The organism is Vreelandella malpeensis, from assembly GCF_020622355.1.
Lineage (GTDB): Bacteria > Pseudomonadota > Gammaproteobacteria > Pseudomonadales > Halomonadaceae > Vreelandella > Vreelandella malpeensis.
In genome coordinates, this window is sequence record NZ_WHVL01000004.1 from 217,517 (window position 1) to 235,211 (window position 17,695).

Consider the following 17,695-nt stretch of genomic DNA (forward strand, 5'->3'; position numbering starts at 1 on the left):
CCCCGGCTTTGCAACACCACGAACCAGAGGGCCAACGGCTTTGGCACGACACCACACTCCCGACCAGCTTGCCGCCTGGCAAGCGCTCGAACGCCACGCGCGCACGCTTCGCCAAGTGCATCTCAAGGAGCTTTTCGTCCAAAGCGAATGCCGCTGGAGCGCCTTCACCCGCACGGTGAACGGCTTGACGCTGGATCTCTCCAAGCAGCGCTGGAACGACGAGACCCTCGGCCACCTGCTGGCGCTCGCCGAGGAGGCGGGCCTGCCCGGCGCCATCGAGGCGCTGTTGAGTGGCCAGCGGGTGAACGTCAGCGAAAATCGCCCGGCACTGCACACGGCACTTCGCCTGCCGGCGGAGGCCACCCTGACGGTGGAGGGCGACGACATCGTCGCTGCCGTGCATGAGAGCCTAGCGCAGATGGAGCGTCTGGTGGAGCGGCTGCACGCGGGCCAGTGGCGCGGCGCGACCGGCAAGCCCATCCGTCACGTGGTGAATCTTGGCGTGGGCGGCTCGGATCTTGGCCCCTTGATGGTCACCCACGCGCTGGCGGACTATCGGCCTGAGGACATTCACCCGGTGGAGGTGCATTTCGCCTCGACCATGGATGGTTCCCAGCTTGCCGACTACCTCGCCCGCTTCAATCCGGAAACCACGCTGTTCATCCTGTCGTCGAAGTCGTTCACCACCATCGACACGCTCTCCAACGCCAACACGGCGAAGGACTGGCTCCTGGGGCGGCTCTCCGAGCACGACGACATGGCCGGAAGCGACCCGGTCAGCGCGGAATTGATCGTGCGCCAGCACTTCATCGGCGTCTCCGCGAGCCCGGAGAAGATGTGCGCGTGGGGGATCGCGCCGGATCACCAGCTGATGTTCTGGGAGTGGGTCGGCGGGCGCTATTCGCTGTGGGGCACCATCGGCCTGCCCATCGCGCTGATCGTCGGCATGGCACACTTTCGTGCACTGCTGGCCGGGGCCCACGCGATGGATAACCACTTTCGCCAGGCGCCGCTGGACCAGAACCTGCCGGTACTGCTGGGCCTGGCGGGCATCTGGAACGTCAATTTCCTGGATATCCGCGCCCATTCGATTCTGCCCTACGATGGGCGCCTCGAGTACTTCGCGGCGTACCTTGAGCAGCTCGAGATGGAGTCCAACGGCAAGTCGGTCACCCGCCAGGGCGAAGAGGTGGGTTACTCCACCTGCCCGGTGCTCTGGGGCCAGCTCGGGCCCAACGCCCAGCACGCCTTCTACCAGCTCCTCCACCAGGGCACCCAGCCGGTCGTGTGCGACTTCATCGCCCCGCTCAAGCGCTACGACGATATCGAGGATCCGGACACCCAACGCCACCTCAAGGCCCAGCACCGGCTGGCGCTGGCCAACTGCTTCGCCCAGTCGCGGGTGCTGATGCTTGGCGACGACGCCGTGGACGAAGAGGGCACGCCGCCGGCGCACAAACGCTATCGCGGCAACCAGCCCTCCACTACGGTGCTGATGGACGAGCTCACCCCGCACACTCTGGGTGCGCTGATCGCGCTCTACGAGCACAAGGTGTTCGTCCAGGCAGTGATCTGGGACATCAATCCCTTCGACCAGTGGGGCGTGGAGCTTGGCAAGGCGATCGCCAAGGAGACTCAGGCGATGATGGAAGGCGAAAGCGCCCTCGACAGCCTCGACGCCTCGAGCCAGGGGCTGATCCGCACCTTCAGGGCCGCGGAGCAGGGCAAATCGCTCAAGTAATGAAATCAACCCTGTCCAGCCTGCCTCGGCCATGTTCAGTAGAGAAGGTATGGCTGGATATACAGTAATTTGCTTTTACGCTATGCTGTCTCTTTTTTCGCCGCGCCCGTTCATCCGGCGTGGCCTGCGCACCGTTTCCCAGGAATTGATGCACCATGACCCAGTTTGATGCCTCTCAGTACGGCGCGAGTTCGATCGAGGTCCTTTCCGGGCTCGAGCCGGTACGCAAGCGCCCCGGCATGTACACCGACACGACCCGGCCCAACCATCTGGCCCAGGAAGTCATCGACAATAGCGTCGATGAAGCGCTGGCGGGTCACGCCACGGCCATCGAAGTGGTGCTCGCAAGCGACGGCGCCATCGAGGTCAAGGACAACGGCCGCGGCATGCCGATCGACATCCACCCGGAGCACGGCGTCTCCGGCGTCGAGTTGATCCTCACCAAGCTTCACGCCGGCGGCAAGTTCTCCTCGTCGAGCTACCGCTTTTCAGGCGGCTTGCACGGGGTCGGCGTATCCGTGGTCAACGCGCTCTCTCGCCGCCTGGAAGTGGAAGTGACCCGCGATGGCGCCCGCCACGCCATCGCCTTCGAGCACGGTGAAAAGGCCGAGGAGCTTCACGAGATCGGCAAGGCCGCCAAGCGCGCCACCGGTACGCTGGTGCGCTTCTGGCCGGACGAAAGCTACTTCGACAGCCCCAAGCTCGCGCTTGGCCGCCTGAAGCATTTGCTGCGCGCCAAGGCGGTGCTCTGTCCGGGGCTCAGCGTCACCTTGGTCGAGCCCGACGGTACCAGAACCGAGTGGGCCTACGCCGACGGCCTGCGCGACTATCTCGCCCAGGCCACCGACGGCTATGAAGTGCTGCCGAGCGAGCCTTTTGTAGGCCACTTCAGTGACGACGAGCACGGCGTCGACTGGGCCATCCAGTGGCTGCCGGAAGGTGGCGAGGCGCTGCTGGAGAGCTACGTCAACCTGATTCCCACGCCTCAGGGCGGCACCCATGTCAACGGGTTTCGCTCCGGGCTTCTGGACGCGCTGCGCGAGTTCTGCGAGTACCGAAGCCTTCTGCCTCGAGGCATCAAGCTCACCGCCGACGATCTCTGGGAGCGCGCCTCCTTCGTGCTTTCGGTGAAGATGCTCGACCCGCAGTTCGCCGGCCAGACCAAGGAGCGGCTCTCGTCGCGCACCATCGCCGCCTTCGTCTCCAACGTGGTCAAGGACGCCTTTTCGCTGTGGTTGAACCACCACGTCGATCAGGCCGAGCAGCTCGCGGAGCTCGTCATCAGCGCCGCCCAAAGCCGCCAGAAGAAGGCCAAGAAGGTGGCGCGCAAGAAGGTGACCTCCGGCCCGGCGCTGCCCGGCAAGCTCGCCGACTGCTCCGGCCAGGACCCTTCCTTGAGCGAGCTTTTCCTGGTCGAGGGTGACTCCGCCGGTGGCAGCGCCAAGCAGGCGCGTAACCGCGACACCCAGGCGATCCTGCCGCTGCGCGGCAAGATCTTGAATACCTGGGAGGTCGAGACCCACGACATCTACGGCTCCCAGGAGGTGCACGACATCGCGGTCGCGATCGGCGCGGATCCTGGCAGCGCCGACCTCGAGAAGCTGCGCTATCACAAGATCTGCATCCTCGCCGATGCCGACTCCGACGGCCTGCACATCGCCACGCTTTTGTGTGCGTTGTTCGTGCGCCACTTCCCGGCGCTGGTGGATGCCGGCCACGTGTTCGTCGCCATGCCGCCGCTTTACCGCATCGACCTGGGCAAGGAGGTGCACTATGCCCTGGACGAAAGCGAGAAGGCCGCGATTCTCAAGCAGCTGGCCAAGAAGCGTGGCACCCCGAACGTTCAGCGCTTCAAGGGCCTGGGTGAGATGAGCCCGCTGCAGCTTCGTGAAACCACCATGGCGGTGGAAACCCGGCGGCTGGTTCAGCTCACCCTTGAAGATGGCGACGGAACGCTCGAGATGATGGACATGCTGCTCGCCAAGAAGCGCGCCAGCGACCGCAAGAAGTGGCTGGAAGATTACGGCAACCTCGCAGACATTGAGGTATAACCCCCGATGACCATGGATATTCAGGTGGCCGAAGGCGACGTCGAGCGTCTCTCCCTTCGTGATTACACCGAAAAGGCGTACCTCGACTACTCGATGTACGTGATTCTCGACCGCGCGCTGCCCAACATCGGCGACGGCATGAAGCCGGTGCAGCGGCGCATCATTTACGCCATGCGTGAGCTTTCGCTCAACGCCAACGCCAAGTACAAGAAGTCCGCGCGCACCGTGGGCGACGTGCTGGGCAAGTTCCACCCCCACGGCGACAGTGCCTGCTACGAGGCCATGGTGCTCATGGCCCAGTCGTTCAGCTACCGCTACCCGCTGGTGGATGGCCAGGGCAACTGGGGCAGCCCCGACGACCCCAAGTCCTTTGCCGCGATGCGCTATACCGAGGCGAAACTCTCGAAATTCGCCGATGTGCTGCTCAGTGAGCTTGGGCAAGGCACCGTCGAGTGGGCGCCGAACTTTGACGGTACCATGCAGGAGCCGGTGGTACTGCCGGCGCGCCTGCCCCATGTGCTGTTGAACGGCGGTACCGGCATCGCCGTCGGCATGGCCACCGATATTCCGCCGCACAACGTGTCCGAGGTGGTCGAGGCGACCTGCCATCTGCTGCGTAACCCGAAAGCCACCACCGCGGATCTGATGGAATTCATCCCCGCGCCGGACTTTCCCACCGATGCCGAGATCATCACCCCGGCGGCGGATCTGCGTAAGCTTTATGAGGCTGGCCGCGGGTCGGTGAAGCTGCGCGCCCGCTTTGTTCGCGAAGAGGCCAACATCGTCATCACTGCAGTGCCCTACCAGGTCAGCGGGGCCAAGGTGCTCGAGCAGATCGCCGCGCAGATGCAGGCGAAAAAGTTGCCTATGGTGGCGGATCTGCGTGATGAATCGACCCACGAGGAGCCTACCCGCCTGGTGATCGAGCCGCGCTCAAACCGGGTGGATGTGGAGTCGCTCATGGCGCACCTGTTCGCCACCACGGATCTCGAGAAGAACGTGCGGGTGAACATGAACGTGATCGGCCTCGACGGCCGCCCGCGCGTCATGCCGCTGCCGGAGATGCTCGGCGAATGGCTGACCTTCCGCCGCACCACCGTGCGTCGGCGCCTCGAGCATCGTCTCGGCAAGGTCGAGGATCGCCTGCACATTCTCGAAGGGCTCTTGACCGCGTATCTCGATCTCGATGAAGTGATCCGTATCATCCGTGAGGAGGACGAGCCCAAGGCCGCGCTGATCGAAGCCTTCGCGCTGTCCGAGCGCCAGGCCGAAGCGATCCTGGAGCTGCGCCTGCGCCACCTGGCCAAGCTTGAGGAGATGAAGATTCGCGGCGAGCAGGACGCGCTCGAGAAGGAGCGCAAGACCCTCACGGGCCTGCTGGGGAGCGACGCCAAACTCACCACGCTGATCGAGAAGGAGATTCGCGCCGCCGGCAAGGAGCACGGCGACGCCCGTCGCTCACCGCTGGTCGAACGCGGCGAGGCGAAGGCCCTAACTGATGTCGAGCTTCTGGGCGCCGATCCGATCACCGTGGTGGTCTCCGAGAAGGGCTGGATTCGCGCCGCCAAGGGCCACGACATCGACCCCGCCGGGCTCTCCTTCAAGGCTGGCGACCGTTTTCAGCTTGCCGGGCGCGGCAAGACTAACCATCCGCTGGTGCTGCTCGACGATACCGGACGCGCCTACACGCTTTCCGCCCACAACCTGCCCAGCGCCCGCGGCCAGGGCGAGCCGATCACCGGTCGAGTCAACGTCACCGCCGGCGCCCAGATGACCGGTCTCATGCTCGCTGCGCCAACTCAACGGTTCGTGCTGGCAAGCGATGGCGGCTACGGCTTTCTGGCCACCCTTGGCGATCTCACCGGCAAGAACAAGGCGGGCAAGGCGGTGCTGAGCCTGCCCAAGGGGTGCACCGTGATGGCCCCGGTGGCGGTGACGGAGAATGAGGCGCTGTGGGTGGCGCTGGTCTCCAACGAAGGGCGGCTCTTGCTGTTCCCGGCAAGCGATCTGCCTCAGATGAGCAAGGGCAAGGGCATCAAGATGCTGGATATTCCCGGGCCACGGGCGGCGCGGCGCGAGGAGTTCGTGCGCGACATGACGGTGCTCGGGGAGAGCGCCGAACTCATCGTGCACGCCGGCAAGCGCAAACTCACTCTGAAGGCTGCCGATCTGGCATACTACCGCGGCGAACGCGGGCGGCGAGGCAGCAAGCTCCCGCGGGGTTTCCAGAAGGTGGATCGGCTTGAGGCAGGAGAGTAGGGCATGGCACGTAGCGAGAAACTGATGACCGTCTTGGCGCCGAGCCTGACGCCCGCCATCGAGTCCGAGCTCGGCGCCTTGAAGGTGCAGTTCAACCTGCGAGAGCAGGGATTTAAGCGTCTGGCGGACACCGCTCAGGGCGCGGCGCTCGACGTCATCGAATACAGGGTGGCCTGCGACGCGCAAGGCGGCGAGAGCTGCCCCTGGGAGGCGCTTCGCCACGCCGCGCTCGCCATCGGCGAGGCCCACCCCGTGGACATCGTGATCCAGGACATCGATGAGCGCGCCTATCGTCTGGTCTGCTTCGACATGGATTCGACCCTGATCAAGGCGGAAGTGATCGACGAGCTCGCCAAGCGCCACGGCGTGGGGAACGAGGTGATGGAGGTGACCGAACGTGCCATGCGTGGCGAGCTCGATTTCAAAGCGAGCTTTCGCGAGCGCATGGCGAAACTCGAAGGGCTCGACGAGTCGGTGCTCGAAGGCATCGCTTCCGAACTCGTGCTGATGGATGGCGCCCCACGGCTGATGAAGAACCTGAAGCGCCTGGGTTATCGCACCGCGATTCTTTCCGGCGGCTTCACCTACTTCGCTCATGCGCTGCAGCGGCGCCTGGGGTTCGACGAGGTGCATGCCAATGAGCTGGTAATCAGGGAGGGCTGTGTCACCGGCGAGACCCGTGAGCCGATCGTCGATGCCGAGCGCAAGGCGACGCTGCTGGCCGAGATCGCCGATCGCGAGGGCTTCACGCTTGCCCAGGCCGTGGCGGTGGGCGACGGCGCGAACGACCTCAAGATGCTCGCCCGGGCGGGGCTTGGCGTTGCGTTTCGTGCCAAGCCTCTGGTACGCGCCGAGGCGCACCAGGCGCTCTCGAGCGTGGGGCTGGACGGTGTGCTCTACCTGCTAGGCCACGCGGAGGCCGAGCTCGAAGGCTGAACGCCTTCAGCCGTTCTAAAGCAAAAGCGGCGCCTCTGGCGCCGCTTTTGCTTTCTCGGGGGCTTAGCCGTGGCCCTTGTCCGGATGCGGCACCGGCTTCTTGCCGACCTCCTCGTCACGCAGCTCGAAGGGCACGCCGCCGGTCTTCTGTACGTGCCTCACGCGCAGGTGCAGACCTGACTTGGCCAGCAGGTGGGCGCTGACCGGCGCGGTAATGAACAGAAACAGCGTGATCAAGAGCTCCTGGATGTCGATATGGCCATCCATGCTCCAGAAGTAGCCCATCGAGGCGATCAACATGCAGCCGATGCCCAGCGTGGAGGCCTTGGTGGGACCGTGCAGGCGCATGAAGAAATCGCGCAGGTGAGCCATGCCCAATGATCCGATGAACACGAACACGCCGCCGGTGAGCAGCATGAGCGAGATGAGAGCCTCGACTAGAAAGGGCATGGGCGGCCTCCTTGGCGCTCGATCGTTGATGTCATTCGATGATGTCTCCCCGCAGAATGTACTTGCACACCGCCACCGTGCTGATAAAACCCAGCATGGCGATGAGCAGCGCCGACTCGAAGTAGGTCTTGCTGTCGAGCCATAGCCCCAGCAGCACGATCAGAGCAATGGAGTTAACGTACATGGTGTCCAGCGCCAGTACCCGGTCGGGCAGATCAGGCCCCACGATCAGTCGGAACAAGTTCATCAGAAGCGCCAGTACCACCAGCGTGAGGGTGAGATAAAGAGCCACGCTCAGCATTCGTAGATCTCCTTGAGCGGGCGTTCGTAGCGCTCGCGAATCTCCTCGATCAGTGCCTGCTCATCCTCCACGTCCAGCGCGTGGATCAAAAGCGACTTGCCATCGAGGCGCAAGTTGGCCGACACCGTGCCCGGGGTCAGGCTGATGGTGCTGGCCAGCAGCGTGATGGTGAAGCGCTCCTCCAGCATCAAGGGATACTCTATGAAGTGCGGCTTCAAGCGCTTCCAGGGGTTGGCCACCAGGCGCGCGACCTCGAAGTTGGCCACCACAATGTCCTTGAGCACGCGCAGGATGAAGCGCACCAGCACCCAGGGCTTCTTGATGCGCAGCTTGGTGTCCCAAAAACGGAAGGTGACCAGCGGAATGACGATCGCCAGCACCCCGCCGAGCAGTATCTGCCCCGGGGCATAGCTGCGCGCCATCAAAAGCCACACGAACAGCAGCAGAAGCGACAGGACCGGCGTGGGCAGCCAGCGACGCGGCGTGATCATAAGCTACCTCGCGCGTTGGAGAGAAGGGTATCGGTCAGGCGCTCGGGATGAGCAAGCTGCTCGGCGGTCGCCTGGGTGTAGCTGCTCACTGGCTGGGCGAAGGCCACCAGCAGCGGAGCCGCGCTCAAGAGCCACACCACGCCGAACCACTGGCACCTTGAAAGTGCCGCGCCACTAGGGTTGCCGTAGTGACTGCGCCAGAAAAGCGTCGAGCCGGCCCGAGAAAGTGCGATCAGCGAGGCGAGGCTTGCGATCAACAGCGTCGGCCAGAGCCACAGCCGCTGCACGTCGTCGGCCGAGTTGAGCACCAAGGCCTTGCCGAGCGCCCCGGAGAGCGGCGGCACGCCCACCACGGCCACGGCGCCGATGAAGAACGCAAGCCCCAGCGCCTTGCCCTGCACCAGCGGCCGTGCCTTTACCAGGCGAGTGCCCGCCTTGCCGCGCTGGGCGCCGATCATCTCTGCCAGCAAGAATAGCCCGCCGGTGACCAAGGTAGTGTGGATCAGGTAATAGAGAAGCGCTGACGCGGCCGCCTCGCTGCGCATCCCGGCGCTTGCCAGAAGCGTGCCCACCGACAGCAGCACCAGATAAGCGATGAGCTGGCGAAGGTCCCGCGAGGCGAGAATGCCTACCGCCGACGCGGCGAGCGTGGCAAGGCCGAGCCACCACACCCACGCCTGCTCGAGGGCGTCAAGCGCCCCGGCGCTTTCACCAAAGATCAGTAGATAGACGCGCAGGATGGCATAGATGCCCACCTTGGTCATGATCGCGAACAGCGCCGCTACCGGCGCCGGGGCGGCGGCGTAGGCGCGCGGCAGCCAGAAGTAGAGCGGCAGCATCGCCGATTTCAATCCGAACACCACCAGCAGGATCAAGCCGCCGGCGGTCACCAGTCCCTGGCGTTCGGCGGGAAGTTCCGCCACGCGAATCGCCATGTCTGCCATGTTGAGCGTGCCGGTCGCGCCATACAGGATGCCTGCCGCGATCAGAAACAGCGACGAGCCCGCCAGGTTCAGCACCACGTAGTAGACGCCGGACTGGATGCGCGCCTTGCCGCCGCCGTGCAGCAAGAGCGCATAGGAGGCGAGCAGCAGCACTTCGAAGAACACGAACAGGTTGAACAGATCGCCAGTCAGAAAGGCGCCGTTGATGCCCAAGAGCTGCCATTGGAAAAGTCCGTGGAAGTTGCTGCCCTTCTCATCGTCGCTGGCGCAGGCGAATACCACCGCGCCCAGGGCAAGCACGGCGGTGACCAGCAGCATCAGGGCGGAGAGCCGGTCGAGCACCAGCACGATACCGAAGGGCGGCTGCCAGTCGCCCAGCGCGTAGTAGAGAATCTCGCCCTCGGCGGCGCGAGTGATCAGCGCGATGGCGGCCGCCAGGCTCAGTAACGTTGCCACCACGCTCACCGCGCGCTTGAAACGCACTAGCCCCTGGCGCTGGTAGAGCAGAATGATGCCCGCAACCAACGGCACCACGATGGGAAAAACGACCAGGTGTTGCATCATTCGCGGTCTTCCTTCTTGCCGTCGACCTGGTCATTGCCCAGCTCGCTTCGCGCACGCATGGCCAGGATCACCACGAACGCCGTCATGGCAAAGCCGATGACGATGGCGGTGAGTACCAGCGCCTGGGGCAAGGGGTCTGCGTAGGCGCCGTGGCCATCGTCGTGGATGACCGCCGCGCCGTCGGTGGTGAGCCCGCCCATCGAGAACAGAAACAGGTTCACCGCGTAGGAGAGAAGCGTCAGCCCCACCACCACCGAGAAGGTGCGTCCTCGAAGCGTGAGATAGAGCCCGCAGGCGCTGAGCACGCCCGTGGTCACTGCGTAGAGGGTTTCCATGTCAGAGAGTCTCCTTGTTCGGTGCCGGGGCATGGGGCTCGTCCTTGGGTGCATCTACCACCGGGCGGTGGGCGGTGGTGACCTTGCCCAGGTTTGCCAGAATCATCAGCGTGGCGCCGACCACGGCGAGATACACCCCGAGATCGAACAGCAGGGCCGTGGCCAGCTCGAACTTGCCGACCACCGGCAGGCTGAAGTAGCCGAACGCCGAGGTGAGAAAAGGATGGCCGAAGAGCCAGCTGCCGAGTCCGGTCAGCGTGGCGACGGCCACGCCCACCACGGCTACCGGCTGGAAGGGGAAGTCCAGTCGGCTTTGGGCCCATTCGACGCCCCGCGCCATGTAGAGAAGAATCAAAGCCACGGCGGTGATCAGCCCGGCGATGAAGCCGCCGCCGGGTTCGTTGTGCCCGCGCAGGAAGATGAACGCCGAGACCAGCAGCGCCAGCGGCAGCAGCGCCAGCGATATCGAGGTCAGGATCGCCGGGTAGCGATCCGGCGACCACACGCGGCCTTCGCTGTCGCTATGGGGAATGAACAGTCTCAGCCGGTTCAGAAGCTTGAAGATGGCAAGCCCGGCCAGCGCCAGCACGGTAATCTCGCCGAGCGTATCGAAGCCGCGGAAATCCACCAGGATGACGTTGACCACGTTGTGGCCGCCGCCGCCGGGAATGCTGTTCTCCATGAAGAACTGCGAGATCGACAGCGTCTCGCGGGTCATCACCGCGTAGTTGAGGCTGGCGACGACCAGACCCACTCCGCCGGCCAGGAAGACATCGCGCAGGTTGCGCTTGCCGCTCGATTCCGGCGGCGTTTTCTGGGGCAGGAAGAACAGCGCCAGCATCAGGAGGATCATGGTGACCACTTCCACCGACAGCTGGGTCAGCGCCAGATCCGGCGCCGAGAAGCGCGCGAAGGTCAGCGCCACGAACAGCCCCACCACCGAGAGCATCAAAAGCGAGGTCAGCCGGTAACGGTGGGTGATCGCCGTGGCGAGACCGCCGAAGATCAGCATCACCGCGCCGAACAGCACGATGCCATCCACCGGCTGATTGCCGCGCGAGCCGGTCAGCGTCTCGATCTGGGTGAGCCCCATGACCCCGGCGATCAGCGTGGCCAGCAGCAGCCACCCCATGTAGCGCTGTAGTGATTGGCCGTCCCAGAGTGCCAGCAGCTGTTCGCAGCGCTGGCCGAGACTGACCAGCGCGCGCTCGAACAGGCGCGGCGCGTCTACCGGTGCGAAGGAGTCGGTGAAGCGGCGCAGGTCCGAATGGCGCCAGTAGAGCGCGGCGCCGACCACGAAGGCGATCGCGCTCATCAGAAGCGGCAGGTTGAAGCCGTGCCAGATCGCCAGGTGGAAATCGAGCGGTGCCTGAAGCACCGCCTGAGTGGCGAGCTCCAGAAGCCCCGTCGCCATGAAAGCGGGAAAGATTCCCACCAGCAGGCACACCGCCACCAGTACCTCGACCGGCAGGCGCATGAGGTAGGGCGGCTCGTGGGGTGTCTTGGGGGACGCTTCCCGGGCGGGCCTGTGGCACACCGCGACGACCAGGCGCACCGAGTAGGCCACCGACAGGATGCCGCCGACGGTCGCCAGCACCGGCAGCAGCCAGCTCAGCCCGCCGAGCAGCGGGCTCTCGAGCGTCTCGGTGAAGAACATCTCCTTGGACAGGAAACCGTTGAGCAGCGGAACCCCCGCCATGGCGGCGGCAGCCAGGGTCAGCAGCAGCGCCGTGACCGGCATCGTCTTTCTGAGTGCGCCGAGCTGCTTGAGCTCCCGCGTGCCCGCTTCGTGGTCGATGATGCCCGCCGTCATGAACAGCGCGGCCTTGAAGGCAGCGTGATTGATGATGTGAAAAAGCGCCGCCAGCACCGCCATGGGGCTACCGATGCCCAGCAGCACGGTGATCAGGCCGAGATGACTGATGGTGGAGTAGGCGAGAATCGCCTTCAGATCGGTCTTGAAGAAGGCGAACCAGGCGCCGTAGAGCAGCGTGATGGTGCCCACCAGCGGCACGATCAGGTGCCAGAGGGCGCTATCCGCCAGCGCCGGGTGCAGCCGCGCCATCAAGAATATGCCCGCCTTGACCATGGTGGCCGAGTGCAGGTAGGCCGACACCGGCGTGGGTGCTGCCATGGCGTTGGGCAGCCAGAACTGGAACGGAAACTGGGCGGACTTGGTGAACGCGCCAAGCAGCACCAGCGTGAGCATGACCGGGTAGCGCGAATCCTCGACGATCAGCGCGCCGCTCGCCAGTACCGTGTCCATGTCGAAGCTGCCGACGATGTTGCCCAGCAGCAAAAGTCCCGCCAGCAGCGCAAGCCCGCCGGCACCGGTCACGGTCAGCGCCATGCGCGCGCCCTTGCGGGCATCGTTTCTATGCGACCAGAAGCCGATCAGCAGAAACGACGACAGGCTCGTCAGCTCCCAGAACAGCCACAGGAGCAGCAGGTTGTTGGAGAGCGAGATGCCCACCATCGAGGCCATGAAGAGCATCAGAAAGGCGTAGAAACGCCCCACCGGCTCCTCCTTGGAGAGATAGAAATGGGCGTAGAGCAGAATCAGCAGGCCGATGCCGAGAATCAACAGGTTGAAGAGAAGCGATAGCCCGTCGAGGCGAAAGGCCAGTGCCAGCCCAAGCTCCGGCAGCCACTCGGCGAAAAAGCGCATCGGCTCATTGGCGCCGAGGGCGGGAACGAGCCCGAGGGTCAGGCCCAGTGCCACGGCGGGGGCGATGGCGGTGGCGAGCGAGCACGTCAGGCGGGAACGCCTGCCCGCCAAGACGGGCACCAGCACGCCCAGCAAGGGGAGTAGAGCAATCCAAAGCAGTGTCATCGGGGCATCCAGCACAAAGGGTGTCAACGTGGCCGAGCGCTTTCATGGCGCCTTCAGGCTAGTTCAGTGTAAGCAAACCGCAGGAGGATACCACTTTAAGCCAGTCTTGCGGCTTTAGTCTTAGGCCCGCAAGGGGGATGAGCGCGGTAACGGGCCGTAACCCGCCAAGTCCGTGGACGTGAGACACGTTTGCGTCGTGGCTGCCGCGCAGGAATAATGCCCACGTTTTGACACGGCATCGCGCACGCGCGCCCAAGAGATTGCATACCCCATGAGCACTTCGCTTCGTACCTGGCAGGCGCGGTTCGAGAAACTGCGCAGCAACAAACTCTTCGAGACCTTCGTGATCGCCATCATCGTCGTCTCGGCGCTGGTCATCGGCGCGCGCACCTACGACGAGGTGAGCCGCTTCGAGCAATGGCTCGCCTATCTCGATATGGCGGTGACGTTGTTCTTTCTGGTCGAGATACTGATTCGCATGGCCGCCGAGCCGCGCCTGCGCGACTTCTTCAAGAAGGGCTGGAACATCTTCGATTTCCTGATCGTCACGGCGAGTCTCATTCCGATGGACGAGTCCGAGATGGTGCTGCTGGCGCGCCTTCTGCGCATTTTCCGCGTGCTGCGACTGGTGTCGATGATTCCGGAACTGCAGATGCTGCTCTCTGCGCTGGTGAAGTCGATCCCACGCATGGGCTACGTGGCGCTTTTGATGTTCATCATCTTCTATATCTACGCGGCGATCGGAAGCTTTCTGTTCCACACCGTGGACGAGCAGCTCTGGGGCAACATTGCGCTGGCCATGCTGACGCTCTTCCAGGTGGCGACCTTCGAGAGCTGGGCCACGGCGGTGCTCTACCCGACCATGGAGCAGTTTCCCTATGCCTGGATCTATTTTCTGACCTTCATCTTCCTTAATGCTTTCGTGTTCTTGAACATGATGATCGGCATCGTGCTCGACGTGATGCAGAAGGAGAGCGCCCAGATGGCGCTCGACAGCGGCGAGGGCGAAGAGGCCGAGCTCTCGGCGCTGCGCGGCGACGTCAAGAGCTTGAAGGCGCAGCTCGACCGGATGGAGGCCGCGCTGATCCGTCAGGACGAAGGCGCGGGCAAGCCTTGAACACGCCCCCGGCCCACGGCCGGGGCGCGGTTCAGCGGGCGGAAAAGGCGTAGGTGAGCTTGCCGCGCTCGCTGGTGAGCTTGGTGAGCTCCTCGTTGTCGAAGGCGTCGAGCTGGCCCATCTCCCGGGCGGTGAGCGGGCCGCTGGCGGTCTCGGCGATGAGGGTCTCACCTGGGACGTCTACCATCGCCTGGGCTGCGGCGATCACGGCCTCGGCGTAACCCTCCTTCGTGGTCAGGTCGAAATCTTCGAGCGACAGACGCTCGGCCAGCCACTGTCCCCAGTAGAACTCCAGAAACGGCGGCGGGGTGTCGGGCTTTGCATAGCCCACGCCGCGGGTGAAGTAGACCAGCGAGCGGAAGGGATCGTCCACCTGATGTGCCCGGCCTAGCTGCTCCGGCAGCGCTTCGACGCCGATCGGCCCACTCGGCGCATCGAGCCACACCTGACGCTCGGCCTGCATCCTCTCCCAGAACGCCGCCATGTCGGCCAGGTCGCTGTAGTCGTCGGTGATGCGCACCGGCATCACGAAGGACGCGCCCTGCACGTCGATGTAGTTGCTGAAGGTATGGTGGCCGTCGGTCAAGTAAAGCTCACCGTTGGGGGCGATCACGGCAGTCTTCATGTCGCCGAGGTGAGTGCCGAGGGCATCGCTGCAGTCGAAGCTTGCCCCGTCGTCGAGGCTGGAGGCGTCATCGAAGCGGGCGATGTCGCCCTGGCCGCCCGTTTCGCAGTATTCATCGAAAAGCTTTTCGCGATCGAGGGCAAAGCGACCCTGCTTGTAGTCCATCTGCCGGTAGCCGAGCGCCGGCTGGGTCGGGTGCAACTCTCCCAGCACGACTTCGCGAATCATCGGGGAGGGCGCCTCCTGCGCCCAAAGCGGAGTGGCGCTCAACAGCGCCAGCAGGCCAATCGTCTTCTTCATCGTGTCTCTCGCAGGTTTGAACCGCGCCTATCCTGAGGGGAAACGATGACAGGGGCGTGACGGTGGCACGCAGGTCGCACCAATGAAAAGGGCGGCCCATGGGCCGCCCGATCGGTCGATGCCTGCGTCATTCCGGCAAGGCGTAGACCACCACTTGATCACCGACGTGATCTTTCAAAATGGTGTTGCCACCGGCAACGAACGCCACGTACTGGCGGCCCTGGTACTCGTAGACGGCGGGATTGGCGACCACCGGGGCCTGGGCCTGGTCCGACCAGAGCTGCTCGCCGGTATCGAGTGAGTAGGCGCGCACCTTGGCGTCCATCGAGGCGCCGATGAAGATCAGGCCACCGGCGGTGACCGCCGGGCCGCCGATGGTCGGCGAACCCCAGCTTTCCGGCATGAAGAAACCGAACTGCTGCGAGGCGCCGACCGGGCCACGCCACTTGACCTCGCCGGTGGTCATGTCGATCGCCACCAGCTCGCCGAAAGGTGGCTCCCAGCAGGGCATGCCCAGCCAGTTCAACGCCACTTCCAGGCGCATGCCGTAGGGTGCACCTTCTTGCGGAGAGAAGCCGCTTTCGTTGCCGGAGCCGCTGTCCGCCTCCTCATAGGCCTCGCGGTTGAAGAGCTTGACGTACTGCACGATGTGCGAGGTATTGACCACCGCCGTCTGGCTGACCGGATCGAAAGCCACGCCGCCCCATTGAACGCCACCGGCGCTGTCCGGGTAAGCAAGCGTGCCTTCGCCCTGGGTGGTGGGCGGGGTGTACATGCCTTCGTACCAGAGATCGTCCCAGAGGGCGGAGCACTGGCCGAAGCTTGCGACATCCGCCAGCGCCCACACCTCGGGTTTGCGGGACTGGTCGAGAAGCGGCGCAGGCAGGGTGGGGAAGGGTTGGGTGGGCGAGTAGACCTCGCCTTCGACGTTGCCGTCGCCGCCGGGCACCTCGCGCTCCTCGATCGGCCAGACGTCCTCGCCGGTCTCGCGGTTGACCACGAACAGAAAGCCCATCTTGGTCGCCTGCATCAGCGCCGGGATCTCTTCGCCATCGACGGTGATATCCATCAGCGTCGGTGCGGCATTGATGTCGTAGTCCCAGATGTCGTGGTGTACCCACTGGCGCGACCAGACCACCTCGCCGGTCTCGATGTCGAGCGCGGTGGTCGAGGTCGCCAGCGGCACTTCTTCGGTGCGGTTGCCGCCCCAAAAGTTCGGTGAGGGCGAGGCGATGGGCAGATAGACCAGCCCTAGCTCCTCGTCGGCGCTCATGTGAGTCCAGACGTTGGCGGTGCCGCTTCGCTCACGCATTTCCGGGGTCAACGCCTCGAACGTCCATTCACGCTCGCCGGTACGCGCATCGATGCCGAACACCGTGCCCGCCGGCGTGACGCTTTCCGCCCAATCCTTGCCGGCCCAACCTACGATCAGGCGATCGCCGACCACCGTGGGTGGCTGCAGAAGCGAAAGTGGCCAATTCTCGAGCTTGTCATTCCAGTCGTTGATGTTCAAGACGCCGCCGTCGGCAAAGCCTTCGCACAGCTCGCCGCTGTCGGCGTCCAGCGCGAAGAGCTGGGCGTCCATGGTGCCGAAATAGACGATCTTCTGGCACATCTCGCCATCGACCGGTTCATCCGCCTCCCAGTAGGCGACGCCGCGGCTCTTGAGCGCCGGCTGGGTCAGGGTTTCTTGGCTCGACTGAGTATCGAATTGCCAGCGCTCGTCGCCGGTGGCCGGGTCGAGCGCGAACACCCGGTACATCGGCGTGCCGATATAGAGTGTGTCGTTGGCGAATACCGGCGTGGCCGACCACACCGTCGGGGCGTGGTCACCGGAGCCATCGGAAACATCGCCGGTATGAAACTCCCACGCCTTCTCGAGATCCGCGACGTTATTCGCCGTGATCTGATCCAGCGGGCTGTACTTCTGGGCGTTGAGCTGACCGTGGAAGCTGTCCCAGACAGCCCCTTCCGGCACCAGCGGAATCGGCGGCGCGGCGTCTTCTGGTGTTGTCGCTTCAATGGTGCTCTGCTGTTGTTCGCTGTTCGAGAGGTCGTTCGCGGACGCAGGCTGCTCCTTGGCCAGCAGCGCTGACGGCGCCAGCAGCAGCGTGAAAAGCGCCAGCGGGGTCAGGAACCTGATGGAGCGTGAGCGAAGGTGCAGCGGGATAATGTCGTCAGGCATGGGGTATCTCACGAGCGAAAGGCGTTCGAAGGGGCGGGGCTTGCAAGATCGATGATCCAGCCGATCAGGCCGATTACCATCGCCACACACAGAAGCCACTGGTGAAGCAACAGCGCGGCAAAGAACGTGCCGGCCAGGCCCAGCAGGATCAGAACGCGAAGGATGACGAGACCCGCGCCGCGGTTGAGTTTGAAAAGCGCAAGTGAAGCACCGGCAAGCACCACGCAGGCCAGGAGGGCGACCAGCGCGCCGAGCGTGCCGGTCACTCCCGTCAGCGGCGTCAAGTACGCGTAAAGCGCGATGAGTAGCCCGACGAGCGCCGATACGAGCAGTAGCCCCGCGCCCAGACGGCGCCTTTGCAATTGTGGCATTGCGATGATTTCCCTGAAGTATGGTTTTCGATGTTTAATTAGTTAGCCGACAACCTTTTAAGTTTAGCAGAGGTTAAGTGCTGCGCTCGTCGAATATTGCTCGTGCACGCCTGCGGATCTGGATGACGGCGACGCTGCGCCTTGAGTTTTGAGGTGGTTGGTCTTTAATGGGCGTTTCAGTCACACCGAGGA

The 17,695-nt window shown here is 64.3% G+C and carries 14 protein-coding genes; 5 read left to right on the top strand and 9 right to left on the bottom strand.

All coding sequences use genetic code 11. The features are described 5' to 3' along the window. The first annotated feature begins 40 nt into the window (after positions 1 to 40). The 4 genes from pgi to serB all read left to right on the top strand — a co-directional run bounded on the left by pgi (position 41) and on the right by serB (position 6,987). Positions 41 to 1,741: a glucose-6-phosphate isomerase gene (gene pgi, locus GEV37_RS10990; protein WP_227390297.1), complete on the top strand. Its 1,701-nt coding sequence runs from the start codon at positions 41 to 43 to the stop codon at positions 1,739 to 1,741. Between the two features lie 155 nt (positions 1,742 to 1,896). Further along, positions 1,897 to 3,792 (top strand): DNA topoisomerase IV subunit B, encoded by a 1,896-nt coding sequence (gene parE, locus GEV37_RS10995; RefSeq protein WP_227390298.1) that lies wholly within the window; start codon positions 1,897 to 1,899, stop codon positions 3,790 to 3,792. Positions 3,793 to 3,798: 6 nt separating this feature from the next. Continuing rightward, positions 3,799 to 6,051, top strand: a complete 2,253-nt coding sequence (gene parC, locus GEV37_RS11000) for a DNA topoisomerase IV subunit A (protein ID WP_227390299.1) — start codon at positions 3,799 to 3,801, stop codon at positions 6,049 to 6,051. Positions 6,052 to 6,054: 3 nt separating this feature from the next. After that, positions 6,055 to 6,987, top strand: a complete 933-nt coding sequence (gene serB, locus GEV37_RS11005) for a phosphoserine phosphatase SerB (RefSeq protein ID WP_227390300.1) — start codon at positions 6,055 to 6,057, stop codon at positions 6,985 to 6,987. Positions 6,988 to 7,050: 63 nt separating this feature from the next. Here the strand turns inward: serB and GEV37_RS11010 are convergent, their stop codons facing one another. From GEV37_RS11010 to GEV37_RS11035, 6 genes are read right to left on the bottom strand one after another with little or no spacing between them, the layout of a single operon-like run. Next, a complete protein-coding gene (locus tag GEV37_RS11010; protein WP_227390301.1) occupies positions 7,051 to 7,437 on the bottom strand; it encodes a Na+/H+ antiporter subunit G in 387 nt (128 codons plus the stop codon). A gap of 31 nt (positions 7,438 to 7,468) precedes the next feature. Beyond that, on the bottom strand, positions 7,469 to 7,738 hold the full coding sequence (locus GEV37_RS11015) for a K+/H+ antiporter subunit F (RefSeq protein ID WP_227390302.1): 270 nt from the start codon (positions 7,736 to 7,738) through the stop codon (positions 7,469 to 7,471). Then, positions 7,732 to 8,229: a Na+/H+ antiporter subunit E gene (locus GEV37_RS11020; protein ID WP_227390303.1), complete on the bottom strand. Its 498-nt coding sequence runs from the start codon at positions 8,227 to 8,229 to the stop codon at positions 7,732 to 7,734. The genes GEV37_RS11015 and GEV37_RS11020 overlap by 7 nt, the downstream gene beginning before the upstream one ends. Further along, complete coding sequence (locus tag GEV37_RS11025; protein WP_227390304.1) at positions 8,226 to 9,737, bottom strand: monovalent cation/H+ antiporter subunit D; 1,512 nt, start codon at positions 9,735 to 9,737, stop codon at positions 8,226 to 8,228. The genes GEV37_RS11020 and GEV37_RS11025 overlap by 4 nt, the downstream gene beginning before the upstream one ends. Then, complete coding sequence (locus GEV37_RS11030; RefSeq protein ID WP_227390305.1) at positions 9,734 to 10,072, bottom strand: Na+/H+ antiporter subunit C; 339 nt, start codon at positions 10,070 to 10,072, stop codon at positions 9,734 to 9,736. Before GEV37_RS11030 ends, GEV37_RS11025 begins: the two co-directional genes overlap by 4 nt. A 1-nt stretch (position 10,073) precedes the next feature. Next, complete coding sequence (locus GEV37_RS11035) at positions 10,074 to 12,905, bottom strand: monovalent cation/H+ antiporter subunit A (RefSeq protein WP_227390306.1); 2,832 nt, start codon at positions 12,903 to 12,905, stop codon at positions 10,074 to 10,076. Between the two features lie 271 nt (positions 12,906 to 13,176). Here GEV37_RS11035 and GEV37_RS11040 point away from each other — a divergent pair, with 271 nt between their 5' ends. After that, entirely contained in the window at positions 13,177 to 14,022 is an 846-nt protein-coding gene (locus GEV37_RS11040; protein ID WP_227390307.1) for an ion transporter, read from the top strand. A gap of 31 nt (positions 14,023 to 14,053) precedes the next feature. Here the strand turns inward: GEV37_RS11040 and GEV37_RS11045 are convergent, their stop codons facing one another. From GEV37_RS11045 to GEV37_RS11055, 3 genes are all read right to left on the bottom strand, one after another. Then, positions 14,054 to 14,947, bottom strand: a complete 894-nt coding sequence (locus GEV37_RS11045) for a ParB/Srx family N-terminal domain-containing protein (protein WP_227390308.1) — start codon at positions 14,945 to 14,947, stop codon at positions 14,054 to 14,056. A gap of 127 nt (positions 14,948 to 15,074) precedes the next feature. Then, positions 15,075 to 17,132 (bottom strand): pyrroloquinoline quinone-dependent dehydrogenase, encoded by a 2,058-nt coding sequence (locus GEV37_RS11050; protein ID WP_227390309.1) that lies wholly within the window; start codon positions 17,130 to 17,132, stop codon positions 15,075 to 15,077. An 8-nt stretch (positions 17,133 to 17,140) separates the two neighbouring features. Continuing rightward, complete coding sequence (locus GEV37_RS11055; protein ID WP_227390310.1) at positions 17,141 to 17,503, bottom strand: hypothetical protein; 363 nt, start codon at positions 17,501 to 17,503, stop codon at positions 17,141 to 17,143. Positions 17,504 to 17,695: the final 192 nt, after the last annotated feature.

What these genes read in the sequence shown, in the direction of transcription:
- GEV37_RS11010 (WP_227390301.1), bottom strand. Translation starts at nt 7,437, where the DNA reads ATGCCCTTTCTAGTCGAGGCTCTCATCTCGCTCATGCTGCTCACCGGC.
- GEV37_RS11045 (WP_227390308.1), bottom strand. Translation starts at nt 14,947, where the DNA reads ATGAAGAAGACGATTGGCCTGCTGGCGCTGTTGAGCGCCACTCCGCTT.
- GEV37_RS11020 (WP_227390303.1), bottom strand. Translation starts at nt 8,229, where the DNA reads ATGATCACGCCGCGTCGCTGGCTGCCCACGCCGGTCCTGTCGCTTCTG.
- serB (WP_227390300.1), top strand. Translation starts at nt 6,055, where the DNA reads ATGGCACGTAGCGAGAAACTGATGACCGTCTTGGCGCCGAGCCTGACG.
- GEV37_RS11035 (WP_227390306.1), bottom strand. Translation starts at nt 12,905, where the DNA reads ATGACACTGCTTTGGATTGCTCTACTCCCCTTGCTGGGCGTGCTGGTG.
- GEV37_RS11040 (WP_227390307.1), top strand. Translation starts at nt 13,177, where the DNA reads ATGAGCACTTCGCTTCGTACCTGGCAGGCGCGGTTCGAGAAACTGCGC.
- parC (WP_227390299.1), top strand. Translation starts at nt 3,799, where the DNA reads ATGACCATGGATATTCAGGTGGCCGAAGGCGACGTCGAGCGTCTCTCC.
- GEV37_RS11050 (WP_227390309.1), bottom strand. Translation starts at nt 17,132, where the DNA reads ATGCCTGACGACATTATCCCGCTGCACCTTCGCTCACGCTCCATCAGG.
- GEV37_RS11015 (WP_227390302.1), bottom strand. Translation starts at nt 7,738, where the DNA reads ATGCTGAGCGTGGCTCTTTATCTCACCCTCACGCTGGTGGTACTGGCG.
- GEV37_RS11025 (WP_227390304.1), bottom strand. Translation starts at nt 9,737, where the DNA reads ATGATGCAACACCTGGTCGTTTTTCCCATCGTGGTGCCGTTGGTTGCG.
- GEV37_RS11030 (WP_227390305.1), bottom strand. Translation starts at nt 10,072, where the DNA reads ATGGAAACCCTCTACGCAGTGACCACGGGCGTGCTCAGCGCCTGCGGG.
- GEV37_RS11055 (WP_227390310.1), bottom strand. Translation starts at nt 17,503, where the DNA reads ATGCCACAATTGCAAAGGCGCCGTCTGGGCGCGGGGCTACTGCTCGTA.
- parE (WP_227390298.1), top strand. Translation starts at nt 1,897, where the DNA reads ATGACCCAGTTTGATGCCTCTCAGTACGGCGCGAGTTCGATCGAGGTC.